The 22,890-nt window shown below is 70.9% G+C and carries 26 protein-coding genes; 11 read left to right on the top strand and 15 right to left on the bottom strand.

Going from position 1 to position 22,890, the window contains the following annotated elements:
* Window positions 1-374: 374 nt before the first annotated feature.
* From WD341_RS14395 to uvrB, 11 genes are all read right to left on the bottom strand, one after another.
* A complete protein-coding gene (locus WD341_RS14395) occupies window positions 375-872 on the bottom strand; it encodes a molybdenum cofactor biosynthesis protein MoaE (RefSeq protein ID WP_368426165.1) in 498 nt (165 codons plus the stop codon).
* 17 nt (window positions 873-889) lie between these two features.
* Complete coding sequence (moaD, locus tag WD341_RS14390; protein ID WP_368426164.1) at window positions 890-1,144, bottom strand: molybdopterin converting factor subunit 1; 255 nt, start codon at window positions 1,142-1,144, stop codon at window positions 890-892.
* Between the two features lie 24 nt (window positions 1,145-1,168).
* A complete protein-coding gene (gene glp, locus WD341_RS14385) occupies window positions 1,169-2,437 on the bottom strand; it encodes a gephyrin-like molybdotransferase Glp (RefSeq protein ID WP_368426163.1) in 1,269 nt (422 codons plus the stop codon).
* A complete protein-coding gene (mobB, locus tag WD341_RS14380) occupies window positions 2,437-2,955 on the bottom strand; it encodes a molybdopterin-guanine dinucleotide biosynthesis protein B (protein WP_368426162.1) in 519 nt (172 codons plus the stop codon). The genes glp and mobB overlap by 1 nt, the downstream gene beginning before the upstream one ends.
* A gap of 94 nt (window positions 2,956-3,049) precedes the next feature.
* Entirely contained in the window at window positions 3,050-3,610 is a 561-nt protein-coding gene (pgsA, locus tag WD341_RS14375; protein ID WP_368426161.1) for a CDP-diacylglycerol--glycerol-3-phosphate 3-phosphatidyltransferase, read from the bottom strand.
* A 71-nt stretch (window positions 3,611-3,681) separates the two neighbouring features.
* Complete coding sequence (gene uvrC, locus WD341_RS14370; protein ID WP_368426166.1) at window positions 3,682-5,586, bottom strand: excinuclease ABC subunit UvrC; 1,905 nt, start codon at window positions 5,584-5,586, stop codon at window positions 3,682-3,684.
* A gap of 616 nt (window positions 5,587-6,202) precedes the next feature.
* A complete protein-coding gene (locus tag WD341_RS14365) occupies window positions 6,203-6,613 on the bottom strand; it encodes a dihydroneopterin aldolase (protein WP_368426160.1) in 411 nt (136 codons plus the stop codon).
* A 35-nt stretch (window positions 6,614-6,648) separates the two neighbouring features.
* On the bottom strand, window positions 6,649-7,428 hold the full coding sequence (locus WD341_RS14360; protein ID WP_368426159.1) for an SDR family oxidoreductase: 780 nt from the start codon (window positions 7,426-7,428) through the stop codon (window positions 6,649-6,651).
* Between the two features lie 61 nt (window positions 7,429-7,489).
* The gene (locus tag WD341_RS14355) at window positions 7,490-8,473 is read right to left on the bottom strand and encodes a calcium/sodium antiporter (protein ID WP_368426158.1); all 984 of its coding nucleotides are present in this window, start codon (window positions 8,471-8,473) and stop codon (window positions 7,490-7,492) included.
* Window positions 8,474-8,486: 13 nt separating this feature from the next.
* Window positions 8,487-8,942: a peptide-methionine (R)-S-oxide reductase MsrB gene (msrB, locus tag WD341_RS14350; RefSeq protein WP_368426157.1), complete on the bottom strand. Its 456-nt coding sequence runs from the start codon at window positions 8,940-8,942 to the stop codon at window positions 8,487-8,489.
* A 113-nt stretch (window positions 8,943-9,055) separates the two neighbouring features.
* On the bottom strand, window positions 9,056-11,305 hold the full coding sequence (uvrB, locus tag WD341_RS14345; RefSeq protein ID WP_368426156.1) for an excinuclease ABC subunit UvrB: 2,250 nt from the start codon (window positions 11,303-11,305) through the stop codon (window positions 9,056-9,058).
* A gap of 359 nt (window positions 11,306-11,664) precedes the next feature.
* On the opposite strand from uvrB, the gene WD341_RS14340 reads away from it, so the two are divergent.
* The 9 genes from WD341_RS14340 to WD341_RS14300 all read left to right on the top strand — a co-directional run bounded on the left by WD341_RS14340 (window position 11,665) and on the right by WD341_RS14300 (window position 16,817).
* Window positions 11,665-11,847 (top strand): PLDc N-terminal domain-containing protein, encoded by a 183-nt coding sequence (locus WD341_RS14340; protein WP_368426155.1) that lies wholly within the window; start codon window positions 11,665-11,667, stop codon window positions 11,845-11,847.
* 122 nt (window positions 11,848-11,969) lie between these two features.
* Window positions 11,970-12,404: a hypothetical protein gene (locus WD341_RS14335; RefSeq protein WP_368426154.1), complete on the top strand. Its 435-nt coding sequence runs from the start codon at window positions 11,970-11,972 to the stop codon at window positions 12,402-12,404.
* A 44-nt stretch (window positions 12,405-12,448) separates the two neighbouring features.
* Complete coding sequence (locus tag WD341_RS14330; RefSeq protein ID WP_368426153.1) at window positions 12,449-12,646, top strand: PLDc N-terminal domain-containing protein; 198 nt, start codon at window positions 12,449-12,451, stop codon at window positions 12,644-12,646.
* A gap of 29 nt (window positions 12,647-12,675) precedes the next feature.
* Window positions 12,676-12,846 (top strand): DUF1328 domain-containing protein, encoded by a 171-nt coding sequence (locus WD341_RS14325; RefSeq protein ID WP_368426152.1) that lies wholly within the window; start codon window positions 12,676-12,678, stop codon window positions 12,844-12,846.
* A gap of 293 nt (window positions 12,847-13,139) precedes the next feature.
* The gene (locus WD341_RS14320; RefSeq protein WP_368426151.1) at window positions 13,140-13,688 is read left to right on the top strand and encodes a peroxiredoxin; all 549 of its coding nucleotides are present in this window, start codon (window positions 13,140-13,142) and stop codon (window positions 13,686-13,688) included.
* Window positions 13,689-13,783: 95 nt separating this feature from the next.
* Window positions 13,784-14,332: a carboxymuconolactone decarboxylase family protein gene (locus WD341_RS14315; protein WP_368426150.1), complete on the top strand. Its 549-nt coding sequence runs from the start codon at window positions 13,784-13,786 to the stop codon at window positions 14,330-14,332.
* Window positions 14,333-14,479: 147 nt separating this feature from the next.
* Window positions 14,480-15,682 (top strand): pyridoxal phosphate-dependent aminotransferase, encoded by a 1,203-nt coding sequence (locus tag WD341_RS14310; RefSeq protein WP_368426149.1) that lies wholly within the window; start codon window positions 14,480-14,482, stop codon window positions 15,680-15,682.
* Between the two features lie 21 nt (window positions 15,683-15,703).
* Window positions 15,704-16,141 (top strand): HIT family protein, encoded by a 438-nt coding sequence (locus tag WD341_RS14305; protein WP_368426148.1) that lies wholly within the window; start codon window positions 15,704-15,706, stop codon window positions 16,139-16,141.
* An 82-nt stretch (window positions 16,142-16,223) separates the two neighbouring features.
* Window positions 16,224-16,817, top strand: a complete 594-nt coding sequence (locus tag WD341_RS14300) for an inner membrane-spanning protein YciB (protein WP_368426147.1) — start codon at window positions 16,224-16,226, stop codon at window positions 16,815-16,817.
* A gap of 89 nt (window positions 16,818-16,906) precedes the next feature.
* Here the strand turns inward: WD341_RS14300 and WD341_RS14295 are convergent, their stop codons facing one another.
* The 4 genes from WD341_RS14295 to WD341_RS14280 all read right to left on the bottom strand — a co-directional run bounded on the left by WD341_RS14295 (window position 16,907) and on the right by WD341_RS14280 (window position 21,128).
* A complete protein-coding gene (locus WD341_RS14295) occupies window positions 16,907-17,332 on the bottom strand; it encodes a CBS domain-containing protein (protein WP_368426146.1) in 426 nt (141 codons plus the stop codon).
* Window positions 17,333-17,520: 188 nt separating this feature from the next.
* Entirely contained in the window at window positions 17,521-17,994 is a 474-nt protein-coding gene (locus WD341_RS14290) for a DUF3574 domain-containing protein (protein WP_368426145.1), read from the bottom strand.
* 83 nt (window positions 17,995-18,077) lie between these two features.
* The gene (locus WD341_RS14285; protein ID WP_368426144.1) at window positions 18,078-20,009 is read right to left on the bottom strand and encodes a TRAP transporter permease; all 1,932 of its coding nucleotides are present in this window, start codon (window positions 20,007-20,009) and stop codon (window positions 18,078-18,080) included.
* Window positions 20,010-20,129: 120 nt separating this feature from the next.
* Window positions 20,130-21,128, bottom strand: coding sequence for a TAXI family TRAP transporter solute-binding subunit (locus WD341_RS14280; protein ID WP_368426143.1), 999 nt, complete (start codon window positions 21,126-21,128; stop codon window positions 20,130-20,132).
* Window positions 21,129-21,293: 165 nt separating this feature from the next.
* Here WD341_RS14280 and WD341_RS14275 point away from each other — a divergent pair, with 165 nt between their 5' ends.
* Window positions 21,294-22,133, top strand: coding sequence for a class II aldolase/adducin family protein (locus WD341_RS14275; RefSeq protein ID WP_368426142.1), 840 nt, complete (start codon window positions 21,294-21,296; stop codon window positions 22,131-22,133).
* Window positions 22,130-22,702 carry a MarR family winged helix-turn-helix transcriptional regulator gene (locus WD341_RS14270; protein ID WP_368426141.1) on the top strand — a complete coding sequence of 191 codons (573 nt, stop codon included), beginning with the start codon at window positions 22,130-22,132 and terminating at the stop codon, window positions 22,700-22,702. The genes WD341_RS14275 and WD341_RS14270 overlap by 4 nt, the downstream gene beginning before the upstream one ends.
* Window positions 22,703-22,890: the final 188 nt, after the last annotated feature.

Genomic DNA, 22,890 nt, shown 5'->3' with positions numbered 1-22,890 from the left:
ACCCTCCAAAAGGTCCCCAATGCCGGACAGAATGCGTCCACCATGTCTCCGGACACCTGTCCACCATGTCTGGCGGCTGAACAACAAGCTCACCATGAAGCTACGGTAGGGGCCGAGCACGCTTCAGGTCGGGTTTCGTGGTTCGACAGCTCGGCCTGAAGCGACGGAAGGGCCCGTGCGTGTCTCGGGTCGCGCATCGTGGTTCGACAAGCTCACCATGATGCGATGGAAGGGTCCGTGCACGCGTCAGGCCGCGCTTCGTGGTTCGACAGGCTCGTCCTGAAGCGGCGGAAGGGTCCTTGCACGCTTCAGGTGGCGCTTCGTGGTGAGCCTGTCGAACCACGGAGCGCGTTCAGGCGGCGAAGAAGGGGGCGCTACTCGGCCGCCTTAGGCTTCTGCAGCCAGCGCGCGGCGGCGGCCTCGTCGCTGTCGCGGGCCTCGACCCAGCGGCCCTCGCCCTCTGCCGTTTCCTCGACCTTCCAGAAGGGCGCCTGGGTCTTCAGCCAGTCGATCAGGAACTGGCAGGCCTCCAGGGCGGCCTGGCGGTGCGCGCTGGCGCAGGCGACCAGGACGATCGGCTCGCCCGGCTCCATGCGGCCGTAGCGGTGGACGATCAGGCTGGCCTCCAGCTCCCAGCGCCGGTTGGCCTCGGCCTCGATGCGCTCGAGCATCTTCTCGGTCATGCCCGGATAGTGCTCCAGGGTCATGGCGGCGAGGGCTGTCCCGCCTTGCGGGGAGCGGCCGGCCGGATCGTCGAAGTCGCGGACCAGCCCGACGAAGGAGGCGAGCCCGCCGACCGCGAGGTTGCCGGCGCTGAGCGCGGCCAGCTCGCGGCCGAGGTCGAAAGATTCGCGCTGCACGCGGACGCTCATCGCCGCCTCCCCGCGCCTCAGCCGCCGGTGACCGGCGGGAACAGGGCGACCTCGTCGCCGGCCGCGACCGGGTCGCCGGAGCGGGCGTACTCCTGGTTGACCGCGACGCGGATCCGGCTCGGATCCTCCAGGGCCTTGGCGAAGCCGGCCCCGCGGCTCGGCAGCCAGGCCAACAGGTCGCCGACCGTGGCGATGCCGGCGGGCAGCTCGACCTCCTCCTCGGCGGTGCCGGTGTGGCTCTTCAGCCAGGCGAAATAGAGCAATCGGGTCATCGGCAGGCTCCTCCTCCGCCGGGGTCAGGCCATGAGGGCGCTGAACGGCAGGAACTTCACCGTGGTGCCCGGCTCCAGCCGGGTCAAGTCCTCGGGCAGCTCGACCAGGCCGTCGCTCTCGACGACCGAGGAGAGGATGCCGGCGCCCTCGCGCTCGAACTTGTGCGCGACGAGCCGGCCGTCCTGCTCGGCCAGGGAGGCGCGCAGCCACTCGCGCCGATCCTGCTTCTTGCGGTGCGAGAAGGCCGCGGTGACCGGGAAGCCCGGCACCGGCTCCGGCGCGGCGCCGGCGAGCCGCAGGATCATCGGCCGCACGAAGTTGACGAAGGTCACGACGACGGCGACCGGGTTGCCGGGCAGGCCGACGAAGGGCACGCGCCCGACCTGTCCGAGCGCGATCGGCCGGCCCGGCTTAATCGCCAGGCGCCAGGCGTGCAGCCGGCCGAGCGCCTCGACCGCGGCCTTGACGTGGTCCTCCTCGCCGACCGAGACGCCGCCCGAGGTGATCAGCAGGTCGTGGCCGCCGGCGGCCTCGGCCAGGGCCGCGCGCACGACCGGCTCGCGGTCGGGCAGGATGCCGAGGTCGGTGACCGCGCAGCCGAGCGCGCGCAGCAGGCCGCCGAGGGTGTGACGGTTGGAATCGTAGAGGCAGCCGGCCGGCAGCGGCCGGCCCGGTTCGCGCAGCTCGTCGCCGGTCGAGAACAGGCCGACGCGCAGCCGCGCCGCGACCCGCAGGCTGGTGCGGCCCAGCGCCGCGGCCTGGCCGAGATCCTGCGGCCGCAGCCGCCGACCGGTGGCCAGCACCCGGGCGCCCGCCGCCACGTCCTCGCCGGCAAGGCGCCGGTTGGCGCCGCGCCTGATGCCGGGCGCGATGACGACCTTGTCGTCCTCCTCGCGGCAATCCTCCTGCATCATGACCGTGTCGGGCGCGCTGCCCTCGGGGCCGGCCGGCATCGCCGCGCCGGTGAAGATGCGCACGGCGGTCCCGCGCGGCTGCGGCCTCTCCAGCGGGTGGCCGGCGGTCGCGCGGCCCATCACCGGCAGGCGCGTCTCGGCCTCGGGGGCGAGGTCGTCGAAGTAGACGGCGTAGCCGTCGACCGCCGAGTTGTCGTGCGCCGGGACCGCGAAGCCGGCGACCAGGTCCTCGGCCAGCACCCGCCCGAGCGCGGCGTCGAGCGCGGCGGTCTCCTCGCCGGTGACCCGCTCGGTGCGCTCCGCGATCAGCGCCAGCGCCGCCTCGACGGTCATCAGCTTGCCGCCGTGGGCGAAGCAGTCGTCGCTGAGCTGGGCCATCAGGCGGCTCCCGCGGCCTTGGGCCCGAGGCCGCAGGCCCCGACGACGAAATCGGCGATCGCCTCGACGTCGTCGAGCGGCAGCACCGGGCGGTCGGTCTCCGGGACCGGCCCATCCGAGGCGACGGCGACGACTTGGGGGTCCTCCGGCGCGCGCAGCGGCTTGCCGACCGAGCGGCGCCAGATCTCCAGCTTCGGCAGGCTCTCCTTCTTGAAGCCCTCGACCAGCACCAGGTCGACCGGCGCCAGCCGGGCCAGCAGCTCGGCCAGGCTCGGCTCCGGCGCGCCCCGGTGCTCGTGCATCAGCGCCCAGCGCTGCGCCGAGCCGACCAGGACCTCCTCGGCGCCGGCCCGGCGGTGCTCGTAGGAGTCCTTGCCCGGAGTGTCGACGTCGAAGGCGTGGTGGGCGTGCTTGATCGTCGAGACCGTCAGGCCGCGGCGCTTGAGCGCCGGGATCAGCTTGACCGTCAGCGTGGTCTTGCCGCTGCCGCTCCAGCCGGCCAGTCCGAACACCTTCATGAACCCCGCACCTTCATGAACCCCGCCCGCCCGTTGCTCTCTTGCGCGCGCTCGCGCTTCCTGCCGGACAGGAAGGCCCCGGCCGGACCGGCCGTCAAGCCCCGCCGGTCATGTGCTTCAGGCCGTGGCTCAGGTAATCCCAGCCGGTGACCACGGTCAGCACGGCGGCCAGCCAGAGCAGCAGGAGGCCGAGCAGCAGCAGGGCCGGCAGGCCGGGCAGGGCCGGCGCGATCAGCAGGACGGCCAGGGCGGCCATCTGCGCCGTGGTCTTCCACTTCGCGAGCTTGCTGACCGGCACCGCGACCTGCAGGGCGCCCAGGTACTCGCGCAGGCCCGAGACCAGGATTTCCCGTGCGAGGATCGCCAGGGCGGCCAGCACCGAGACGCCGGCGATCTCTCCGGTCGCGATCAGCATGACCAGGATCGCCACGACCAGCAGCTTGTCCGCGATCGGATCGAGGAAGCGGCCGAGCGGCGATATCTCGTTGCGCCGCCGCGCCAGCAGGCCGTCGTAGTAGTCGGTGACGCAGGCGGCGACGAAGAGCGCCAGGGCGAGCCAGCGCGCCGTCGCGCCCTCGAGGTAGAGCAGCGCGACGATCATGGGGATCGCGGCGATGCGCGCGAGGGTCAGCAGGTTGGGCAGGCTCGTCAGCATCGGCCTCGGTCCGGGGCAGGGAAAAGGAGGGCAGGGGTGCCTTTGCGCAACGCCGCCACCCTAGCGAGGGTTCATCCGCGGTGGAACCAGGCGTGGATCTTGCGCGCGACGGTCCCGGAGATGCCTTCGACCTTCTCCAGGTCGGCCAGGCTGGCGCGCTCGACGCCGCGCGCCGAGCCGAAGTGCAGCAGCAGCGCCTTCTTGCGCCGGGCGCCGATGCCGGGGATCTCGTCTAGGGCCGAGGTCAGGCGCGCCTTGCTGCGGCCGGCGCGGTGCGTGCCGATGACGAAGCGGTGCGCCTCGTCGCGCAGCCGCTGGATGAAGTAGAGCACCGGGTCGCGCGGCTCGAGCAGCAGCGGCGGCCGGTCGGGCAGGAAGATGCGCTCCCGCCCGGCGTCGCGGTCGGGGCCCTTGGCGACGGCGGCGACGTCGAGGTCGTCGATGCCGAGCTCGGCCAGCACCTCGAGCGCGACCTGCAGCTGGCCGCGACCGCCGTCGATCAATACCAGGTCGGGCCATTGGCCCTCGCTGCGCTCCGGGTCCTCGCGCTGGGCGCGGGCGAAGCGGCGGGTCAGCACCTCGCGCATCATGGCGTAGTCGTCGCTGCTGCGGCCGGCCTCGGTGTTGCGGATCGCGAACTTGCGGTAGGCGCTCTTGCGCAGGCCCTCGGGGCCGGCGACGATCATCGCGCCGTATGGGTTCGCGCCCTGGATGTGCGAGTTGTCGTAGACCTCGATGCGCTCGGGCGTGCGGTCGAGGCCGAGGCGCTCGGCCAGCCCCTGCAGCAGCTTCGCCTGGGCGCTCGACTCGGCCATGCGTCGGCCGAGGGCGTCGCGGGCGTTGGCGAGCGCCGAGTCGATCAGCTTGCGCTTGTCGCCGCGCTGCGGCGCGGTCAGCTCGACCCGGCGGCCGGCGCGGCTGCTCAGCGCCTCGGCCAGGAGCGCGGCCTCGGCCGGCTGGTGGCTGGTCAGGATCGTCCGCGGCACCGGCTTGTTGTCGTAGAACTGCGCCAGGAAGGACGAGAGCACCTCCTCGAGCTCCATCTGCCGGTCGTGGCTCGGGAAGTAGGCGCGGTTGCCGTAGTTGCGGCCGACCCGGAAGAAGAAGACCTGGATGCAGGTCTGGCCGCCCTCCTGGTGCGCCGCCACGACGTCGGCGTCCTCGACCCCGGCGACGTTGATGTCCTGGCTCGACTGGATGTGGGCGAGCGCGCGCAGCCGGTCGCGGTAGCGCGCCGCCTGCTCGAAGTCGAGGCGCTCGGCGGCCGCCTCCATGGCGCGGGCCATCTCCTCCTGGAAATCCTGGCTGCTCCCGGTCAGGAAGGCGCGGGCCTCGGCCACCAGGCGAGCGTAGCCGGCCTCGTCGACGCGGCCGACGCAGGGCGCCGAGCAGCGCTTGATCTGGTACATCAGGCAGGGCCGCGTGCGCTGGGCGAAGACGGCGTCCGAGCAGCTGCGCAGCAGGAAGGCCTTCTCCAGCGCCGTCACCGTCCGGTTGACCGCGCCGGCCGAGGCGAAGGGCCCGTAGTAGCTGCCGGTCGCGTCCTGGCCGCCGCGGTGCTTGCGGATCTGCGGATAGGCGTGGTCGCCGGTGATCAGGATGTAAGGGAAGGACTTGTCGTCGCGCAGCAGCACGTTGAAGCGCGGCATGAAGCGCTTGATCAGGTTGCTCTCCAGCAGCAGGGCCTCGACCTCGCTCTGGGTGCGCACGATTTCCAGGGCGACGGTCTCGGCGACCATGCGCTGCAGGCGGCGCGGCAGCTTGCCGATCTGGGTGTAGCTGTAGACGCGCCGCTTGAGGTTCCCCGCCTTGCCGACGTAGAGCGCCTCGCCCCTGCGGTCGAGCATGCGGTAGACGCCCGGGCCGGAGGGCAGGGTGCGGACCGCCGCGGCGATCACCGCCGCACCTTCGGCGAGGCTCTGGGGCGTCTCGGGATCCGGGCTCGGCTCGACGAGCTCGGCGCTCGCAGCGGGCACGAAGAGGGCCGCCGGGTCGTCGCCCTCACGCAGGCTGCGCAGCGCCGGTTCCGCGGATTCGGCGTAGGTCGCCCGCTCCGACGGGCTCTGCGGCGCGCGCTTGCCGCCCGCGGTCGGGTCGTGACGCCTCCTGCGCGGTTCCTTGCCGGCCATGCCCTTCTCTAGCACCCTCCGCTCGGCGCGGCGCACCGGTGGCGAGCGAAGCCCTCCTCCCTCTGCACGCGGCAGTCTAGGGCCGGTCCGTCAGGCGTGTGTCGCGGCGCCCTCGCCCCCGTGAAGCACTGTCCACGATTCCTGTGGATAACGCTGTGGGCAGGGGCGCGAAGTGGGGTCCGGCCCCGCAGAGATCCGCCGCTTTCATCTCTTTGCCTAATTTTTAGGCAGAAATGCAAGCTATTGTTTTCAGGAGCTTTTCGGCCTGTCAATTGCAAAGAAACCGTCATCTGAAGCTTTTGCGCCTTGACTTCGGAGCGCCTCGGGAAGCGACCGGGGCCGTGTGTACAAGTCGTTTACCGAAGCCCCGGAATCCACCCGCAAGGGCGATCTAAGTCCATGATCGGGGCCGCCTTTGTAATCTTTCTTAATAGCCCGGCGAGAGGCCCGCGGGAGCGCGCGCTCAGATGCCGGGCCGGCGCCGCTCGAGCTCGATGCCGAGGCCGGCGAGATCGGCGTAGCGGTCGAGCTTCTCGATTCGCACAATGACCGCCAGCACGCGCGGCTCGGCGAAGCAGAGCCGCACGATCCGGTCTGCCAGCGTCTCGAGCAGCAGCACCTCGCTGCCCGCCGCCGCCTCCCGGACCCGCTTGAGCACCGCCGAATAGTCGACGACCCTGGCGAAGTCGTCGTCGTAGGCCGCCGGCGGCCGTACCGTGACCTCCATGTTGACGCGCAGCCGTTGCGGCTTGCCGCGCTCGCGGTCGTGGAGGCCGATCAGGCAGCTCAAATCGAGGTCGCGCACGATCAGCCGCAGGCTGTCGTCGCCTTTGCCCCGGGTCTCCAGCACAGGCTCTCTGCGGGCGTCGTCCATCGGCTCCTCCCGCCGCCCCGGTCGTCGTCGCGGGGTCACTCCTCGACGGGCGCGCCGCGCCCCGGACCCCAGCCGAGATGCTGGCCGCCGTCGAGGGCGATCATTTGCCCGGTCATCGAACGGGCTTCAAGCAGGAAACGCAGGGCGCGGCAGATCTCCTCGGGATCGGTGCCGCGGCCGAGCGGCGTCGAGGCCGCCTGCCGGGCGAACTGCGCGTCGCTCTGGCGGGGGCTGGGCAGGGCGGGGCCGGGACCGATGCCGTTGACCCGGATGCGCGGCGCCAGCGCCAGCGCGAGGCTGCGCGTCAGGGTCCAGAGGGCCGACTTGCTGACGGTGTAGCTGACGAAATGCGGCGTCAGGTTCCAGACGCGCTGGTCGAGCAGGTTGACGATCAGCCCGCCCTCGCCGTCGGGCAGCTGCCGCGCGAAGGCCTGGGACAGGACGAAGGGCGCGCGCAGGTTCGGCTCCAGGTGACGGTCCCAGGACTCCCGTGTCGCGTCGTTCCACTCGTCGCGCTCGAAGGCGGAGGCGTTGTTGACCAGGACGCCGAGCGGCCCGAGCGCTTCCGCGGCGGCGGGCAGCAGCCGGGCCACGGCCGCTTCCTCGGCGAGGTCGGCCTGCAACGCGACGGCGCGGCCGCCACCGCGGCCGATCAGCCGCACGACCTCCTCGGCGGCCTCGGCCGAGCCCCGATAGTGGACGGCAACGGCGAAGCCGGCCGCGGCGAGGTCGAGCGCCAGGGCGCGGCCGATGCGCCGCCCGGCGCCGGTCACCAGGGCGGCCCGCGGCAGGCTGTCGGGGTGAGCGGTGGTCATGGCGCCAGAGGTGGCGGACGGTGGCTGGCGTTGCAAGCGGAAAACCGTGCGGTTGGGGCGGTCACGGGACGACCGCCGCAAGACCGGCGCCGTCGTGGAACTGGGCCCAGACGAAGCCGGCATAGGCGACGATCAGGAACAGGCCGACGAGCCTGCCGATCGGACGGTGGCGCCGCAGCAGCAGGACCAGGAGCAGCGTGGCGCCGGCCAGCACCCAGAAGTCGAAGCGGCGAAACTCGGCGGCGATCGGCACCGCCGCCGGCAGGCAGAGCACGCCGCCGATGGCCAGCAGGTTGAAGAGGTTCGAACCTACGACGTTGCCGAGCACGACATCGGCATGGCGGCGCAGGGCGGCCGTCATCGCGGTCGCCAGCTCCGGCAGGGAGGTGCCGAAGGCGACCAGGGTCAGGCCGATCGCCGCGTCGGAGACGCCGGCGGCGCGCGCCAACCGGACCGAGCCGTCGATCAGCAGCTCGGCGCCGAGCGCCAGGCAAGCGCCGCCGAGCAGGGTCAGCCCGAGGGAGGCGTCAAGCCGGCCCGGACTCTCCTCGCTCAGCTCCTCGACCTCGGCGACCGCCTCGCCGGTGGGGCGGCGGCGCTCCTGGCGGTAGCAGGCGACCAGATAGACGCCGAGCAGGGCGAGCAGCAGCAGGCCCTGCGGCCAGGCGAGCGGCGCGGTGAAGAAGGCGAGCAGCAGGAACAGCAGGGTGACGCCGGCCAGCGCCGGGGCGTCGCGCCTCGAGATCCCCGCGGAGGTCGGCAGCGCCACGATCAGGGCGGCCGCGCCGACGATCAGCAGGCTGTTGGCGATGTTGGAGCCGACGATGTTGCCGAGGCCGAGGTCCGGCCGGTTCGACAGGGCGGCGGCGATCGTGACCACCAGCTCCGGCATCGAGGTCGCGAAGGCGACCACCGTCAGGGCGATCAGCAGGTTCGACAGGCCGAGCCGCTTGGCCAGGCCGACGGCGCCGCGCACCAGCAGCTCGCCGCCCAGGCCGAGCAGCAGCAGGCCGCCGAGGGCCGAAAACGTCGCAATCCAGGGCATGGGGGGCGGCCGCTCAGCCGGCCGCCGTCTCTTCCTCGCTCTGGCGCGCACCCGTGGCGGCGCCCGCCTCGGGCTCCAGCCTGAGCGCCGCGGAGTTGATGCAGTAGCGCTGGCCGGTCGGCTTCGGGCCATCGGGGAAAACGTGGCCTTGGTGGGCGCAGCAGGTGGCGCAGTGCACCTCGGTTCGGACCGAGAAGAAGTCGCGGTCGCGCCTGGTCTCGACCGCCCCCTCGGCGATCGGCTGCCAGAAGGACGGCCAGCCGGTGCCGCTGTCGAACTTGTGCCGCGACGAGAACAGCGGCGTGCCGCAGACCACGCAGGCGTAGGTGCCGGCCCGCTTCTCGTTCCAGTAGGCCCCGGTGAAGGCCGTCTCGGTGCCCTGCTTCTGGGTGACCTTGAACTGCACGGGCGTCAGGTGGCTGGTGTCGACGGGCTTCCGGGGGGGCTGCGTCGCGGCCGTCTCGGCCATGGCCGGTCTCCTCGCTGGTTGGCGCCACAGGACAGATGGGCAAGCGGCGCCTCGAAACTACCCCCGGGCTGGGATGTGCAGGGCGCCGGGAGGCTGGCGCTACGGCCCCTGCGTCACGGCCCCTTGCGCCGGCGCGGCCTGCCGCTCTTGCCCGAGCGGTGGCTTTTGGCGGCGGCGTCGGCGCCGGCGATCGCCTTGGCGAAGGAGTCGGGATCGGACTTCATGATCTGGCCGCCGCGGCCGAGGCCCTGCTTGCCGCGCTTGCCGCCGGCGCCGATGTCGCCGGTGCCGTCCCAGACCGCGCGGTGGGGGATCTCCAGGGCGTTCGACTCCAGCTTGCGGATCTCGTCGCGCAGCCGCGCCGCCTCCTCGAACTCGAGATTGGCGGCGGCGTCGCGCATGCGCCGCTCGAGGTCCTCGATGTGGGCCTGCAGGTTGTGCCCGACCAGGTGCTCGCCCTCGCGCCCGGTGCCGATCGTGACGTGGTCGCGCTCGTAGACCGAGCCCAGGATGTCGGCGATCTGCTTCTTGATCGTCTGCGGCGTGATGCCGTGCTCGGCGTTGTACTCCTGCTGCTTCTCCCGGCGCCGGTCGGTTTCCTCGAGCGCGACTTTCATGCTGTTGGTCATCTTGTCGGCGTAGAGCAGCACCCGCCCGTCGACGTTGCGCGCCGCCCGGCCGATGGTCTGGATCAGCGAGGTCGCCGAGCGCAGGTAGCCCTCCTTGTCGGCGTCGAGGATGCAGACCAGCGCGCACTCGGGGATGTCGAGGCCTTCGCGCAGCAGGTTGATGCCGACCAGGACGTCGAAGGTTCCGAGCCGCAGGTCGCGAATGATCTCGATCCGCTCCAGGGTGTCGACGTCGGAGTGGATGTAGCGGACCTTGAGGCCGGCCTCGTGCAGGTACTCCGTCAGGTCCTCCGCCATGCGCTTGGTCAGGGTCGTGACCAGGGCCCGGTAGCCGCGCTCGATCACGGCCTGGCACTCGGCGATGACGTCGTCGACCTGCCGCTCGGTCGGGCGGATCTCGCAGGGCGGGTCGATCAGGCCGGTCGGGCGGATGATCTGCTCGGTGAAGACGCCGCCGGTGCGGGTCAGCTCCCAGGGGCCCGGCGTCGCCGAGACATAGACCGTCGGCGGCCGCATCAGGTCCCACTCGTCGAACTTGAGGGGGCGGTTGTCGATGCAGGACGGCAGGCGGAAGCCGTACTCCGACAGGGTCGTCTTGCGCGCGAAGTCGCCCTTGTACATGCCGTTGAGCTGCGGGACCGTGACGTGGCTCTCGTCGACGATCAGCAGGGCGCCGTCGGGCAGGTACTCGAAGAGCGTCGGCGGCGGCTCGCCCGGCAGGCGGCCCGAGAGGTAGCGCGAGTAGTTCTCGATGCCGGCGCAGGAGCCGGTCGCCTCCATCATCTCCAGGTCGAAGGTCGTGCGCTGCTGCAGCCGCTCGGCCTCGAGCAGCTTGCCGGCGGCGACGAACTCGTCGAGCCGGAGCTTGAGGTCGCGCCGGATCTGCTGGATCGCCTGGAGCAGCGTCGGCCGCGGGGTCACGTAGTGGCTGTTGGCGTAGACCTTCACGGCCTCCAGCGTCGCGGTCTTCTCGCCGGTCAGGGGGTCGAACTCGTGGATCGCCTCGAGCTCGTCGCCGAACAGCGAGATCCGCCAGGCCCGGTCCTCGTAGTGGGCGGGAAAGATCTCGATGGTGTCGCCGCGGACCCGGTAGGTGCCGCGCTGGAAGGCGACGTCGTTGCGCTTGTACTGCAGCTCGCCGAAGGACTTGAGCAGCTGCTTGCGGTCGAGCGTCTGGCCGCTGCGCAGGGTCACCACCATCGACTGGTAGGTCTCGGGCGAGCCGATGCCGTAGATGCAGGACACGGAGGCGACGATGATCGTGTCGCGTCGCTCGAAGAGCGCGCGCGTCGCCGAGTGGCGCATCCGGTCGATCTGCTCGTTGATCGAGGACTCCTTCTCGACGTAGGTGTCGGTACGCGGGACGTAGGCCTCCGGCTGGTAGTAGTCGTAGTAGGAGACGAAGTACTCCACCGCGTTGTCGGGGAAGAAGGACTTCATCTCCGAATAGAGCTGGGCGGCGAGCGTCTTGTTCGGGGCCAGGACCAGGGTCGGCCGCTGCAGATCCTGGATGACGTGGGCCATGGTGAAGGTCTTGCCCGAGCCGGTGACCCCGAGCAGCACCTGGTCGCGCTCGCCCTGCTGCAGGCCTCCGGTCAGCTCGACGATCGCCTGCGGCTGGTCGCCGGCGGGGGTGTAGTCCGAGACGATCCGGAAGGGCTCGGTCGTTTCGAGCGCGCCGCCGTTCCAGGCCGGGGCTTGGGCGTCGCTGAGGAGATTGTCGCTGTTCGGCATGCCCTGAAGATAGGATGGCTCCCCCCCGTTCTGCCAGGGGGATGCGCCGCATCGCTGCCCGGTGGTGGCCGCAGCGCCGGAAGCCGCCCAAAGCGCTGCGCCTAGCCCCGCCCGTGCGGCCCTCGACTGCGCCCGCTGGCGTGGGGCGCGCTCGGGATGAAGCGGCCTGGGCGCCGGTGGAAGCGGGACGCTGTCGCCGACCCCGCCGTTCGCCCTTGCCTCGCTCGCTTCACCGGAGCTTGTCGAGTGGCGCACGGGCCGGTCCCAGACTGCGCCCGCTGCCGCAGCGCTTGACCGGCCGGCCGCAACACCGGAAGCTGCCGCCGTCAAGAGCCGGGGCTCGATGGGGGAGACAGACGATGTTCGTAGAGATTGGCCTGCTGGGCCTGATCCTGCTGCTGCTCTGCATTTGGGCCGGCATCCAGATCTTCCAGAGCGCCGCGGCGCCCCTGGCGAAGGCGCTGTGGATCGTCGCCCTGCTGATCTTCCCGGTCTTCGGCTTCGTCGCCTGGCTGCTGTTCGGGCCGCGCACCAACCGCTGAGGCCGTGGGCCTTGTAGGCATTTGCCTGCCCGCCTCGACGTTTCGGAGCCGCCGAGGCAACCCTATCGCAGGGTCGCGAGTTGTTGACCACGACTGAGACGCGCAGCGGTCGAAAGGTTCCCATGCTGCCACTCCCACCCCTTCGTGCCCTGGCCCTGACCGCCCTGCTCGCCTTTGTGGGCGCGGCGGTCTCGACCGGCCAGGCTTCGGCCTCGAGCCAGGACTCGCCCCCGGCCCTCGCGGCACCCGAGCGGCCGACCAGCGACAGCGCGGGCGAGGAGGGTGTCGGCGCCGGTCTGGTCGAGTCTCTGCGCAAGGGTCTCGATCGCCTGACCGAGGCCGGCGAAGAAGCGGCGCCGGAGAGCTCCCGGAACCGCGGCGTCATGGACGAGTTCTACGACGAACTGCTGCGCAGCGCGGAGCGGTTGGGTGAGACCGGCGCCGCGGTCCTGGACCACGGCAAGCGCCGCCTCGACGAGGCCCTCGACCGCCTGCTCGACCGCCTCGACCGCGACCGCGAGCACGGGGCCGCCGGCCCGCAAATCGAAGAGACCTGACCCGGCCGTCACGGCACGACGAAAGAAGAGAGAGGACCGACGCAATGGGTATCGAAATCGGCGGCTTGTTCGGCCTGATCATCCTGATCGCCGACATCTGGGCCATCATCAATGTCGTGCAGAGCAGCGCCTCGACGGGCAGCAAGGTGATCTGGGTGCTGGTTATCCTGATCCTGCCGTTGGTGGGCTTCCTGGCTTGGCTCCTGTTCGGCCCGCGCGGCAACAAGTCGGCGCGCCTCTAGCCGCCGCTCCAGACCCAGGAGGGTGTGACATGCTCGGTTGGGCTCTCGCTTTCTTCATCGTCGCGCTGATCGCCGCGGCGCTCGGCTTCGGCGGCATCGCCGGCGCGGCGGTCGGGATCGCGAAGATCATCTTCTTCGTTGCCCTGGTGCTGCTGGCGCTGTCGCTGATCGCCGGCCTGTTCCGCGGACGCTGGCGCTAGTTCGGCTTCTTCAAACTCTCCCCCTTGCCTCGGGCCGCCCCTTCGGGCGGCCCTTTTTTCTGGGGGTGGGCCCGCGGTCCCGGTGCGGCTCCGCCCCCGGCCGTGGTTGGTCGACCTGCCTCCAGGCGTCGCTTTTTCCCCTGTTCCCCCTTGCACCCCTATTGTGGCGCACCATTTCAGTTGTCGCGAATGAGAATTAGAGGCATTCTAGAACAAGAGACGAGGGACAGCGACTGGGGCGGTAACGTCCTCGCCCGACTCGCTCCGATCAACCACTGCAAGAGGAACGAACCATGCTGACCGTTGGCGACCGCCTTCCGACCTTCAACCTCCAGGCCGTGACCCGCCTCGATGCGCCGAGCCCCGACCAGGCCTTCGAGACGATCACCAACGACACCTACGCCGGCAAGTGGCTGGTGCTCTTCGCCTGGCCGAAGGACTTCACCTTCGTCTGCCCGACCGAGATCGCATCCTTCGGCAAGCTCAACGAGGAGTTCGCCGACCGCGACGCGCAGGTCCTGGGCTTCTCGACCGACAGCGAGTTCGTTCATCGCGCCTGGCGCATGAACCAGGAGGAGCTGCGCGACCTGCCGTTCCCGATGCTCGCCGACATCAAGCGCGAGCTGGCCAGCGAGCTGGGCATCCTCCACAAGGAGGAAGGCGTCTGCCTGCGCGCCACCTTCATCGTCGACCCCGACGGCATCATCCGCCACGTCTCGGTCTACGACCTGAGCGTCGGCCGCAACGTGCAGGAGGTGATGCGCACGCTCGACGCCCTGCAGACCGACGAGCTCTGCCCCTGCAACTGGCAGCGCGGCGAAGAGACCCTGCAGGCGGCCTGACCCGCGCCCGCGGCTACGTCCGACCGACGAACCTCCCGCCGCCGCGGCGGCGGGAGCGCCGGCCGGCGACTGCGAACGAGAAGAGGACTTTCTCCATGACCATCGACGCCCTCAAGGCCCGGATGCCGGGCTATGCCAAGGACATCAAGCTCAACCTCTCAAACGTGCTGCAGCCCGGCGTGCTGAGCGAGCAGCAGGTCTGGGGCGCAGCCCTGGCCTCGGCGATCGCGACGCGCAACGCCGAGCTGATCTCGGCGATCGCCGCCGAGGCGGCCCAGCGCCTGTCGCCCGAGGCGACCGAGGCGGCCAAGACCGCCGCCGCGATCATGGCGATGAACAACGTCTACTACCGCTTCGGTCACCTGACCGGCGGCGACTACCTCTCGATGCCGGCGCGCCTGCGCATGAACGCGATCGCCAACCCCGGCGTCGACAAGGTCGACTTCGAGCTCTGGTCGCTGGCGGTCTCCGCGATCAACGGCTGCGGCCTCTGCCTGAAGAGCCACGAGAAGGAGGTCCTCGGCAAGGGCGCCACCAAGGACGCCGTGCAGGACGCCGCGCGCATCGCCGCCGTGCTGCAGGCGGTCGCCACCGTGCTCGAGGCCGAGGACGCCCTGGCCGGCGAGACCCGGGCCGCGGCCTGACCCAAGGAGCGGTGGTCGGCAGTCGCCGGCCGCCGCTAGCCGCCTCTCCTCGCTGGGGCCGGTTCGGATAGTTGCGGGGGCGCCTGGGCTCGATTAGGTTTCGCCGCCACCGCCCCGTCGGGGCGGCCGTCCAAGGGAAGCCGCCTCATGTCCGTGATCGCCCAGCGTCTCTCGCGCATCAAGCCGTCGCCGACCATCGCCGTGACCTCCAAGGCGCGCGAGCTGAAGGCCGCCGGCCGCGACGTCATCGGCCTCGGCGCCGGCGAGCCGGACTTCGACACGCCTGATCACATTAAGGAGGCGGCGATCCAGGCGATCCGCCGCGGCGAGACCAAGTACACCGCGGTCGACGGCACCCCCGCCCTGAAGCAGGCGATCTGCGACAAGTTCCGGCGCGACAACGGGCTCGACTACGAGCCCGAGCAGGTCAGCGTTGGCACCGGCGGCAAGCAGGTGCTCTACAACGCCCTGATGGCGACCCTGAACCCGGGCGACGAGGTCATCATCCCGGCGCCCTTCTGGGTCAGCTACCCGGACATGACCCTGCTGGCCGAGGGCGTGCCGGTCGCCGTCCCCTGCTCCCAGAACCACGGCTTCAAGCTGCGCGCCGAGGACCTCGAGAGGGCGATCACCCGCAAGACCCGCTGGCTGATCCTGAACAGCCCCTCCAACCCGACCGGCGCCGCCTATTCGTGGGACGAGATGAAGGCGCTGACCGACGTGCTGAAGAAGCACCCGCAGGTCTGGGTGATGACCGACGACATGTACGAGAAGCTGGTCTACGACGGCTTCGAGTTCTGCACGCCGGCCCAGGTCGAGCCGGAGCTCTACGCGCGCACTCTCACGGTCAACGGCGTCTCCAAGGCCTTCGCCATGACCGGCTGGCGGATCGGCTACGCCGCCGGGCCGGTAGAGCTGATCAAGGCCATGGCGGTCATTCAGTCGCAGTCGACGACCAACCCCTCCTCGATCAGCCAGGCGGCCGCGGTCGCCGCCCTGAACGGGCCGCAGGACTTCCTGGCCGAGCGCAACGAGGCCTTCCGGCAGCGCCGCGACCTGGTGGTCGCGCGCCTCGACCGCTGTCCGGGGCTGACCTGCACGAAGCCGGAGGGCGCCTTCTACGTCTACCCCTCCTGCGCCGGGACGATCGGCAAGACCGCACCGGACGGCAGCAAGATCCGCTCGGACGAGGACTTCGCGACCAAGCTGCTCGAGGCCGAGGGCGTCGCGGTGGTGCAGGGCGCGGCCTTCGGCCTGTCGCCCTATTTCCGGATCTCCTATGCGACCTCGACCGAGGCGCTCGAGGAGGCCTGCACCCGGATCGAGCGGTTCTGCCGGGCGCTGCGGTAGCGGCCGGGCGCGGTGCCGGCAATGGCGGCGACCTGTCCCTTCTGCGCGATCGCGGCCGGCGAGATCCCCTCGCACCGGGTCTTCGAGGACGAGGTGCAGGTCGCCTTCCTCGACATCGCGCCGATCCGCGAGGGCCACGTCCTGATCGTCGCGCGCGACCACCATGCCGATTTCACCGAGCTGCCGGAGGCAGTGGCGCAGCGCATGCTGTCGCTCGGCCGGCGCATCGGCCTACTGCAGAAGCGCCTCTACGGCGTCGAGCGCGCGGCCTTCTTCTTCACCGGCTCCGACGTGCCGCACGTCCACGCCCACGTCGTGCCGATGGTCGAGAAGACCGACGTCACCTCGCGCCGCTACATCGCGGAGCCGGAGCTGACCTTTCGCGCGCCGCCCCATGCGTCGGCCGCGGAATTGGTCGCCGTCGCGCGACGGCTGGCGGAGGGGCTGGCCGGGGCGTAGCATTCCCCCCTGGCCGCGACGGCGAGTTGAATGGCCGAGGGCGCCGGACCAAATGGATGCAGGAAGCACCAGAGGAAACAGCATGACCGAGCAGAGCGACGCCGGCGCGCGCCCGGCGCGGCAGGCCGGCGGACCTAAGTGGCTGAAGCCGGCCGTCGACTACGGGCCGCTGCTGGTCTTCCTCGTCGTCTACATGGCCAGCGACATCCTGACCGCCACGGCCGCGGTGGTCGCGGCATCGCTCGCCGGGCTCCTGTTGTCCTGGGTCGTCGCCCGGCGGATCCCGATGATGGGCCTGATGATGGCAGGCGCCATCGGCCTGTTCGGCGGGCTGACGCTGATCCTGCAGGACGACACCTTCATCAAGATGAAGCCGACGATCGTGCAGACGCTCTTCGCGCTCGTGCTCTGGGGCTCGATGATGATCGGACGGCCACTGCTGCGCGTGCTGCTCAAGGATGGCTTTCCGATGGTCCCGGGTGCCTACCGGGCCCTGACCCACCGCTTCGCGATCTTCTTCCTGGTCATGGCCGGCCTCAACGAGGCGGTCTGGCGCACCCAGCCGACCGACCTGTGGGTCACCTTCGACACCGTGGGCCAGATCGCCATCTCGCTGGTCTTCATCGGCAGCCAGATCCCCTTCATGATGCGCCACCACGCCGGCGATCCCGATTAGGCCGCCGTATCCCACGGCCGCATGCCGTGGAGCGGTGCCGGCCCGGCCGCAGCGGCCGGGCCGGCTTGCCGCGCTAGCGGTGGCCCGCGCTACTGCACGTGGCGGCCGCCGGGCTGGGTGACGCCCTTCAGGGCCTCGCCCGCCTCGTCGTCGTCGGCCTTGGCGATGTCACCCAGGGAGATCATGCCGACCAGCCGCTTGTCGCGGCTGACCACCGGCATGCGGCGGACCTGCAGCTTGCTCATCTGCCTGGCGACCTCCTCCACGTCCTGGTCATCGAAGCAGTAGAGCACTTCCTGGGTCATCGCCTCGCGCACCGGTGTGTCCGGCCCGCGGTTCTCGGCGACGGCGCGGATCGCGATGTCGCGGTCGGTGATCATGCCGATCATGCGGTCGTTCTCGGCGACCGGAAGAATGCCGCTGTCGATCTGCTTCATGGTCGCCGCCGCGTCGCGGATCGTCGAGGTCGGGGCGCAGACCTTGACGTCCTTGGTCATGCATTCGTTGACGTTCATTGCCAATCCTCCCGATTTCGTTCGGCGCTCCGCCCCGGGGCCGGCCCTAGGGGCCGCCGGGGAGCGAAGCCGTGGCCGACCGCTGACGGTCGGCCCTTCTTAGGAGCAACGACGCCGCTGGCGGTGAGTTGCATGGGCGTCGGGTGCCCTGGCCTCCTATCGGGAGCAAGACAGTCTCCGGCGGAGGCTCAGAAGGCGGCGCAGACCGGCTTGCTGGTCAGCAGCACCGACTGCTGGCGGAAGCGGTGCTTGTAGAGGCCGGCGACCGCGCGCAGGTCGGGCAGGCGCTCGCGCAGGTCCTCGACGACGACGACCAGCACCTTGGAGGCCTCGCGCCCGACCGGGGCGTCCGCGTCGGCTCGCCACTGGCCGTAGGCGTCGAGCACGGTCAGGCCGTCCGGGAAGCGCGGCGTCACGACCTCGTCGAGGAAGGTTTGCCAGTCGGCCTCGCCGACGGGCTGCCCATCGGCGCCGGCGCCCAGCCCGAAATAGAGCCGGGTCTCGGCTGCGGCCTCGAGCAGCGGCGGGCAGGAGATCTTCGACTCGATCAGGTCGCCCGGGCCGGGCAGCGGCAGCGAGGCCGGCAGGCAGGCGGCGAGCAGCAGGCCGGCGAGCCCGAGGCCGGCGAGCGGCAAGGCGAGGCGGGAAGGCGAAGGCGTCAAGGCAGCGGCTCCTGCGGCGATGGTCCCCGCTCGTCATAGCCCGAGGGCCCGCGCGCGTCGAGGCGTCCCGTGGCGCGCCCGGCTCAGTCGCCCTTCGGCAGCGACCCCGCCGGCCGCGGGCTGCGCCGCTCGAACAGCACGACGGCGCCGACCAGGGCGGCTGCCGTCGCCGCGGCGAACGGCTCGACGGTCAGCAGCAGCAGGCCGGCGGCGAAGAGCACGAGCCGCGACGGCCAGCCGACCGAGACCTTCCAGAATCCCTCGGAGGCGACGACGAGCAGGCAGAGCGCGGCGGCGACCGCGAGCGTCGCCAGCGCGATCTCGTACCAAGCCCCCACCATCAGCAGCTCGGGGTGGAACACAAAGGCGAAGGGGAGGAAGAAGGCCGCGAGGGCGATGCGCACGGCATCGGCGGCGATCTTCAGCGGGTTCTCGTCGGCGATCGCGCTGGCCGCGTAGGCGGCGACCGCCACCGGCGGGGTCAGCGCCGACATGACCGCGAAGTAGAGCAGGAAGAGGTGGCCGGCCATCAGGCCGACGCTCAGGTTCTTCATGATCGGCGCGACCAGGACGGCGGCCAGGATGTACGCGCTCGGCGTCGGCATGCCGAGGCCCAGGATCAGGGTCAGCATGCCGGCCAGGATCAGCGAGATGAACTCGTTGGCGCCCGACAGCAGGAACACGAGGTTGCTGAACTTGGAGGCCAGGCCGGTCATGGTGATGCCGCCGATGACTAGGCCGGCGGCGGCGCAGGCGCCGGTCACCGAGACCATGCGCAGGCTGGTTTCTGCAAGGATCTCGTAGGCCTTGCGGAAATCGAGCCGGGTCGCGCGCCTGAGCGAGGAGACGACCAGCACGGCGGCGCTGCCGTAGAGCGCGGCATAGGTCGGCGTGTAGCCCTCGACCAGCGCCCAGGTGATGACGACGAGCGGCACCAGGAACAGGCCGCCCTCGCGCAGGGTCCGGCCGAGGCGCGGCACCTCGCCGGCGGCCATGCCCTCGAGCCCGATGCGCACGGCGCGCAGGTGCACCACCAGGTAGATCGGGATGTAGTAGAGCAACGCCGGGATCAGCGCCGCGAAGGCGATGTCGACATAGGGGATGCCGGTGTACTCGGCCATGATGAAGGCGGCTGCGCCCATCACCGGCGGCAGCAGGCTGCCGCCGGTCGAGGCCGCGACCTCGACGCCGCCGGCGAAGGAGGCCTTGTAGCCGAGCCGCTTCATCATCGGGATGGTGACCGACCCGGTGGTCACCACGTCGGAGGTCGGGCTGCCGGAGATCGTGCCGTAGAGGGCCGAGGAGATGACCGCGATCTTCGCGGGACCGCCTCGCGCGCGACCAGTCAGGGAGGCGGCGAGGTTGAAGAAGAAGTCGGCGCCGCCGGTCTTGGCCAGCAGCGTGCCGAACAGCACGAACAGGAAGGCGTAGGTCGCGGCGACCCGCAGCGGCACCCCGAACAGGCCGTCGGTGGTGAAGACCATGATGTCGAGGAAGTGGGTCAGCGAGATCTCGCCGTGCTGCAGCGGGCCGCTCAGCCGGTCGCCGAAGAGGTTGTAGGCGATGAACAGGAAGACGATCACGGTCAGCCCGAGGCCGACCGTGCGCCGCATCGCCTCGAGCGACAGCAGGATCATCAGCGATCCGAAGCCGACGTCCCAGACGCTCAGGGGATCGAGCAGGGTGATGCGCTCGGCGATCGAGCCGCTCTGCATCACGAAGTAGACGCCGGTCGCCGCCGCCACCAGGGAGAGCAGGCCGTCGAGCGGCGACACCCGCTCCGCCGAGGCCCGGGCGTTCGGCCCGATCAGCAGGAAGCTGAGCACCAGCATCAGAGACAGGAAGGTGATGGTCAACGACAGGGCGTCGCTGCGCGACCAGGCCGCGGCATAGACCGTCCAGACCGCCGTGCCCGCCGCGAACAGGCGGATCCCGGTGCCGAGCGGGCCGGTCGGGCGGCGGCGGACGCCGGTGTCGAAGGCGAGAGCGAGGAGGGACACGCGGGGAAGGGGCACGCGGGCGGCTCTCCGTCGGCGCCGCAGCGCCGGCATTGGACGTTGGAGGCGGGAAGGCCTCGGCGGGAGAGCGACGGAACGCCGCCGGCCGGTCGAGCCGGTCGGCGGCGCTCCTGTCGGCTACTGGAGCCCCTTGGCCTTGTAGACGTCGGCGGCGGCCGGGTGGTAGGGCACCGCCGTGGCGGAGGCCATCAGCTTGGCGTCGAGCGGCTGCATCGCCTTGTGGACGCCCTGCAGGGCGTCGGCGTGCTCGACCAGCGCGCTCGTCAGGTCCTCGACCATCTGCGGGTCGGCGTCCTCGTGGGCGAAGAGCTGCGCCGCGACCGTGACGGTCAGGGTATCCCGGTCGTTCCAGGCGTAGGCCGAGGCCGGAATCGTGAAGCGGTCGATCGACCACTCCTCCATGACCTTCGCGGCGGTCTCGTCGCCGATCGGGATCAGCACCACGTCGATCGCCGAGGCCAGTTGCTGGATCGACTGGTGGTTGACGAACAGCGAGTTCAGCAGGGCGTCGGCGCGGCGGTCGCGCATCATCTCGCCCTGCTCCTTGGAAGCCGCGAAGGTCACCGACCCGCCCCAGGACTCGATGTTCTCGATGCTCGCGCCCGCGGCCTCCAGCATCGACTCGCCGATCGCGCTGACGACGTTGCCCCGGCGGTTCAGGAGGACGTTGATCGGCACCTTCTTCTCGGCGATGTCCTCCATCGTCTCGATGCCGTGCTCCTCGGCGAAGCTCTTGTTGACGATGAACTGCTCCGGCGCCCAGGTGTAGAGCACGGCGATCGTCTTCATCGACTTGACCGGCGCCTGGAAGGGCTCCTCGCCCTTGATCGCGGCGATCGCCTCGGCGTCGTGGATGATCGCCAGGTCGCACTTGCCCTGGTCCAGCTGGACGACGTTGGCGAAGCCGCCGCCGGAGGTCTGGTAGGTGACGGTCGAGCCCGGCAGCGCCTGCTTGAGCGCGCCGTCGATGCCGGCGCCGAGCAGCGACCAGAGGCCGCCGGGGCTGGCGCCACACAGGGTCAGGTTGTACTCCGCCCGGGCCGCGCCGGGGACGGCGAGAGCCGCGCCGGCGGCGAGGGCGAGAGCCGCGACGAGCGGTGTTCTGGTGTTCTTCATGTTCTGTTTCCTCCCGGTTTTGGTTTTTTGGGTTTCTTGTTGACCGCCAAGGCCTTCTCGCGAAAGCATGATCTTAGAGGTCTAAACTTTGGAATCACTTTAGCCAGCGCGCTTGATCCAAGTCAATGAGGCGTGCGACGGGCCAACGGGGCGGAGGAAGCGAGCATGTGCGCGGCGGAGCAGGGTGGCGGGGAGGCGGATGACCGCGCGGATAGCGACGGCAGCCGGGGCGGCGCCTCGGCGGCGGCCGAGGATCGCGGGTCGCCGGCGTCACCGGTCGAGAGCGCGCTGCTCGAAGACCTGGTCGCGGCCAACCGGATCCTGTTCCGGCACGGCGTCGTCGACGCCTTCGGCCACGTCTCGGTGCGCCACGACAAGGACCCGGAGCGCTTCCTGCTGTCGCGCAATATGGCGCCGGGCCTGGTCGGACGCGACGACATCGTGGAGTTCGACCTGGACGGCACGCCGGTCGACGCGCGCGGCCGCCGGGTCTACCTGGAACGCTTCCTGCACGGCCAGATCTACCGCGCCCGTCCCGACGTGCAGGCGGTGGTGCACAGCCACGCCCCGGACCTGCTGCCCTTCGGCCTCGTCCAGGGCATCGAGCTGCGGCCGGTCTGGCACATGAGCGGCTTTCTGGGCGCCTTCGGCGGCGGCGCGGTGCCGCTGTTCGAGATCCGCGAGACCGCCGGCCCGGCCAGCGACCTGCTGATCCGCGACAACGCCCTCGGCCGGGCCCTGGCCGACTCCCTGGGACCGGCGCCGGTCGTGCTGATGCGCGGCCACGGCGCGACCCTGGTCGGCGAGTCGCTGCCGGTCGTGGTGTTCCGCTCGGTCTATACCAAGATGAACGCCGACGTGCTGCTGCGCTCGCTGCCGCTCGGCCCGGTCACCTACCTGACCGAGGGCGAGGCCGAGGCGACCACCGTCACCAATTCCAGCCAGATCGCCCGCGCCTGGGAGCTCTGGAAGCGCGAGGCGGCCGAGGCGGCCCGGCAGCCATGACCGGACGCCGCCCGCCGCCGCCGGACCAGACGACCCGGGTGATCCTCGAGCACTGGCGCGAGGCGGTACCGGACGACCGCCTGGCGCACCTGGTGCGCGACGCCGCCCGCGGCCTGACCCGGGCCCTGCAGCTGCGCCTCGCCGATCACGGCGTGTCCTTCGGCCACTGGTCGTTCCTGCGCATCCTCTGGGAGCAGGACGGCATCACCCAGCGCGACCTCTCGGTGCGGGCCGGGCTGATGGAACCCACGACCCACTCGGCGATCCTGCGGATGGAGGAGCTGGGCTACCTGACCCGCCGCCACCCCGAGGGCAACCGGCGCAAGCTGCAGATCTACCTGACCGGGGAGGGCCGGCGTCTCAAGGATGTCCTGGTGCCGCTCGCCGAGGAGGTCAACCGGGTCGCCATCGGCGCGCAGCCCGCCGCCGAGATCGAGACGACGCGCCGCGTGCTGCTGGCGATGATCCAGAATCTCGCCGACGACGAGGCCGAGGCCCTCGGCCAGGGCCAGCGCGTGCCCTCGACCCGCTCCCTCGGCCGCCGCCGCGGCGGCGAGGCGGCGCGGTAGGGGAGGGCGCTGGCCTGCCCCACTTATTCGCGCGCCCGGCCCTTCTTCGTCATCCCCGCGAAAGCGGGGATCCATGGGGACTGGCCGCCTGTGGCAGCCTTGCCGGCTTGGGCAGAGGGCCTACTCACTATGGATCCCCGCTTGCGCGCACTGCTGTCCGGGATTTTTTCTGAGGGGAGTAGTGCACG

Source organism: Tistlia sp., from assembly GCF_040905785.1.
In the GTDB taxonomy this organism is placed as follows: domain Bacteria; phylum Pseudomonadota; class Alphaproteobacteria; order Kiloniellales; family DSM-21159; genus Tistlia.
This window is presented reverse-complemented; position numbering and strand designations above follow the sequence as displayed.

Excerpts from the sequence above, each read along its gene's own strand:
- WD341_RS14395 (WP_368426165.1), bottom strand. The coding sequence starts at position 872 with ATGAGCGTCCGCGTGCAGCGCGAATCTTTCGACCTCGGCCGCGAGCTG.
- moaD (WP_368426164.1), bottom strand. The coding sequence starts at position 1,144 with ATGACCCGATTGCTCTATTTCGCCTGGCTGAAGAGCCACACCGGCACC.
- glp (WP_368426163.1), bottom strand. The coding sequence starts at position 2,437 with ATGGCCCAGCTCAGCGACGACTGCTTCGCCCACGGCGGCAAGCTGATG.
- mobB (WP_368426162.1), bottom strand. The coding sequence starts at position 2,955 with ATGAAGGTGTTCGGACTGGCCGGCTGGAGCGGCAGCGGCAAGACCACG.
- pgsA (WP_368426161.1), bottom strand. The coding sequence starts at position 3,610 with ATGCTGACGAGCCTGCCCAACCTGCTGACCCTCGCGCGCATCGCCGCG.
- WD341_RS14365 (WP_368426160.1), bottom strand. The coding sequence starts at position 6,613 with ATGGACGACGCCCGCAGAGAGCCTGTGCTGGAGACCCGGGGCAAAGGC.
- WD341_RS14360 (WP_368426159.1), bottom strand. The coding sequence starts at position 7,428 with ATGACCACCGCTCACCCCGACAGCCTGCCGCGGGCCGCCCTGGTGACC.
- WD341_RS14355 (WP_368426158.1), bottom strand. The coding sequence starts at position 8,473 with ATGCCCTGGATTGCGACGTTTTCGGCCCTCGGCGGCCTGCTGCTGCTC.
- msrB (WP_368426157.1), bottom strand. The coding sequence starts at position 8,942 with ATGGCCGAGACGGCCGCGACGCAGCCCCCCCGGAAGCCCGTCGACACC.
- uvrB (WP_368426156.1), bottom strand. The coding sequence starts at position 11,305 with ATGCCGAACAGCGACAATCTCCTCAGCGACGCCCAAGCCCCGGCCTGG.
- WD341_RS14340 (WP_368426155.1), top strand. The coding sequence starts at position 11,665 with ATGTTCGTAGAGATTGGCCTGCTGGGCCTGATCCTGCTGCTGCTCTGC.
- WD341_RS14335 (WP_368426154.1), top strand. The coding sequence starts at position 11,970 with ATGCTGCCACTCCCACCCCTTCGTGCCCTGGCCCTGACCGCCCTGCTC.
- WD341_RS14330 (WP_368426153.1), top strand. The coding sequence starts at position 12,449 with ATGGGTATCGAAATCGGCGGCTTGTTCGGCCTGATCATCCTGATCGCC.
- WD341_RS14325 (WP_368426152.1), top strand. The coding sequence starts at position 12,676 with ATGCTCGGTTGGGCTCTCGCTTTCTTCATCGTCGCGCTGATCGCCGCG.
- WD341_RS14320 (WP_368426151.1), top strand. The coding sequence starts at position 13,140 with ATGCTGACCGTTGGCGACCGCCTTCCGACCTTCAACCTCCAGGCCGTG.
- WD341_RS14315 (WP_368426150.1), top strand. The coding sequence starts at position 13,784 with ATGACCATCGACGCCCTCAAGGCCCGGATGCCGGGCTATGCCAAGGAC.
- WD341_RS14310 (WP_368426149.1), top strand. The coding sequence starts at position 14,480 with ATGTCCGTGATCGCCCAGCGTCTCTCGCGCATCAAGCCGTCGCCGACC.
- WD341_RS14305 (WP_368426148.1), top strand. The coding sequence starts at position 15,704 with ATGGCGGCGACCTGTCCCTTCTGCGCGATCGCGGCCGGCGAGATCCCC.
- WD341_RS14300 (WP_368426147.1), top strand. The coding sequence starts at position 16,224 with ATGACCGAGCAGAGCGACGCCGGCGCGCGCCCGGCGCGGCAGGCCGGC.
- WD341_RS14295 (WP_368426146.1), bottom strand. The coding sequence starts at position 17,332 with ATGAACGTCAACGAATGCATGACCAAGGACGTCAAGGTCTGCGCCCCG.
- WD341_RS14280 (WP_368426143.1), bottom strand. The coding sequence starts at position 21,128 with ATGAAGAACACCAGAACACCGCTCGTCGCGGCTCTCGCCCTCGCCGCC.
- WD341_RS14275 (WP_368426142.1), top strand. The coding sequence starts at position 21,294 with ATGTGCGCGGCGGAGCAGGGTGGCGGGGAGGCGGATGACCGCGCGGAT.
- WD341_RS14270 (WP_368426141.1), top strand. The coding sequence starts at position 22,130 with ATGACCGGACGCCGCCCGCCGCCGCCGGACCAGACGACCCGGGTGATC.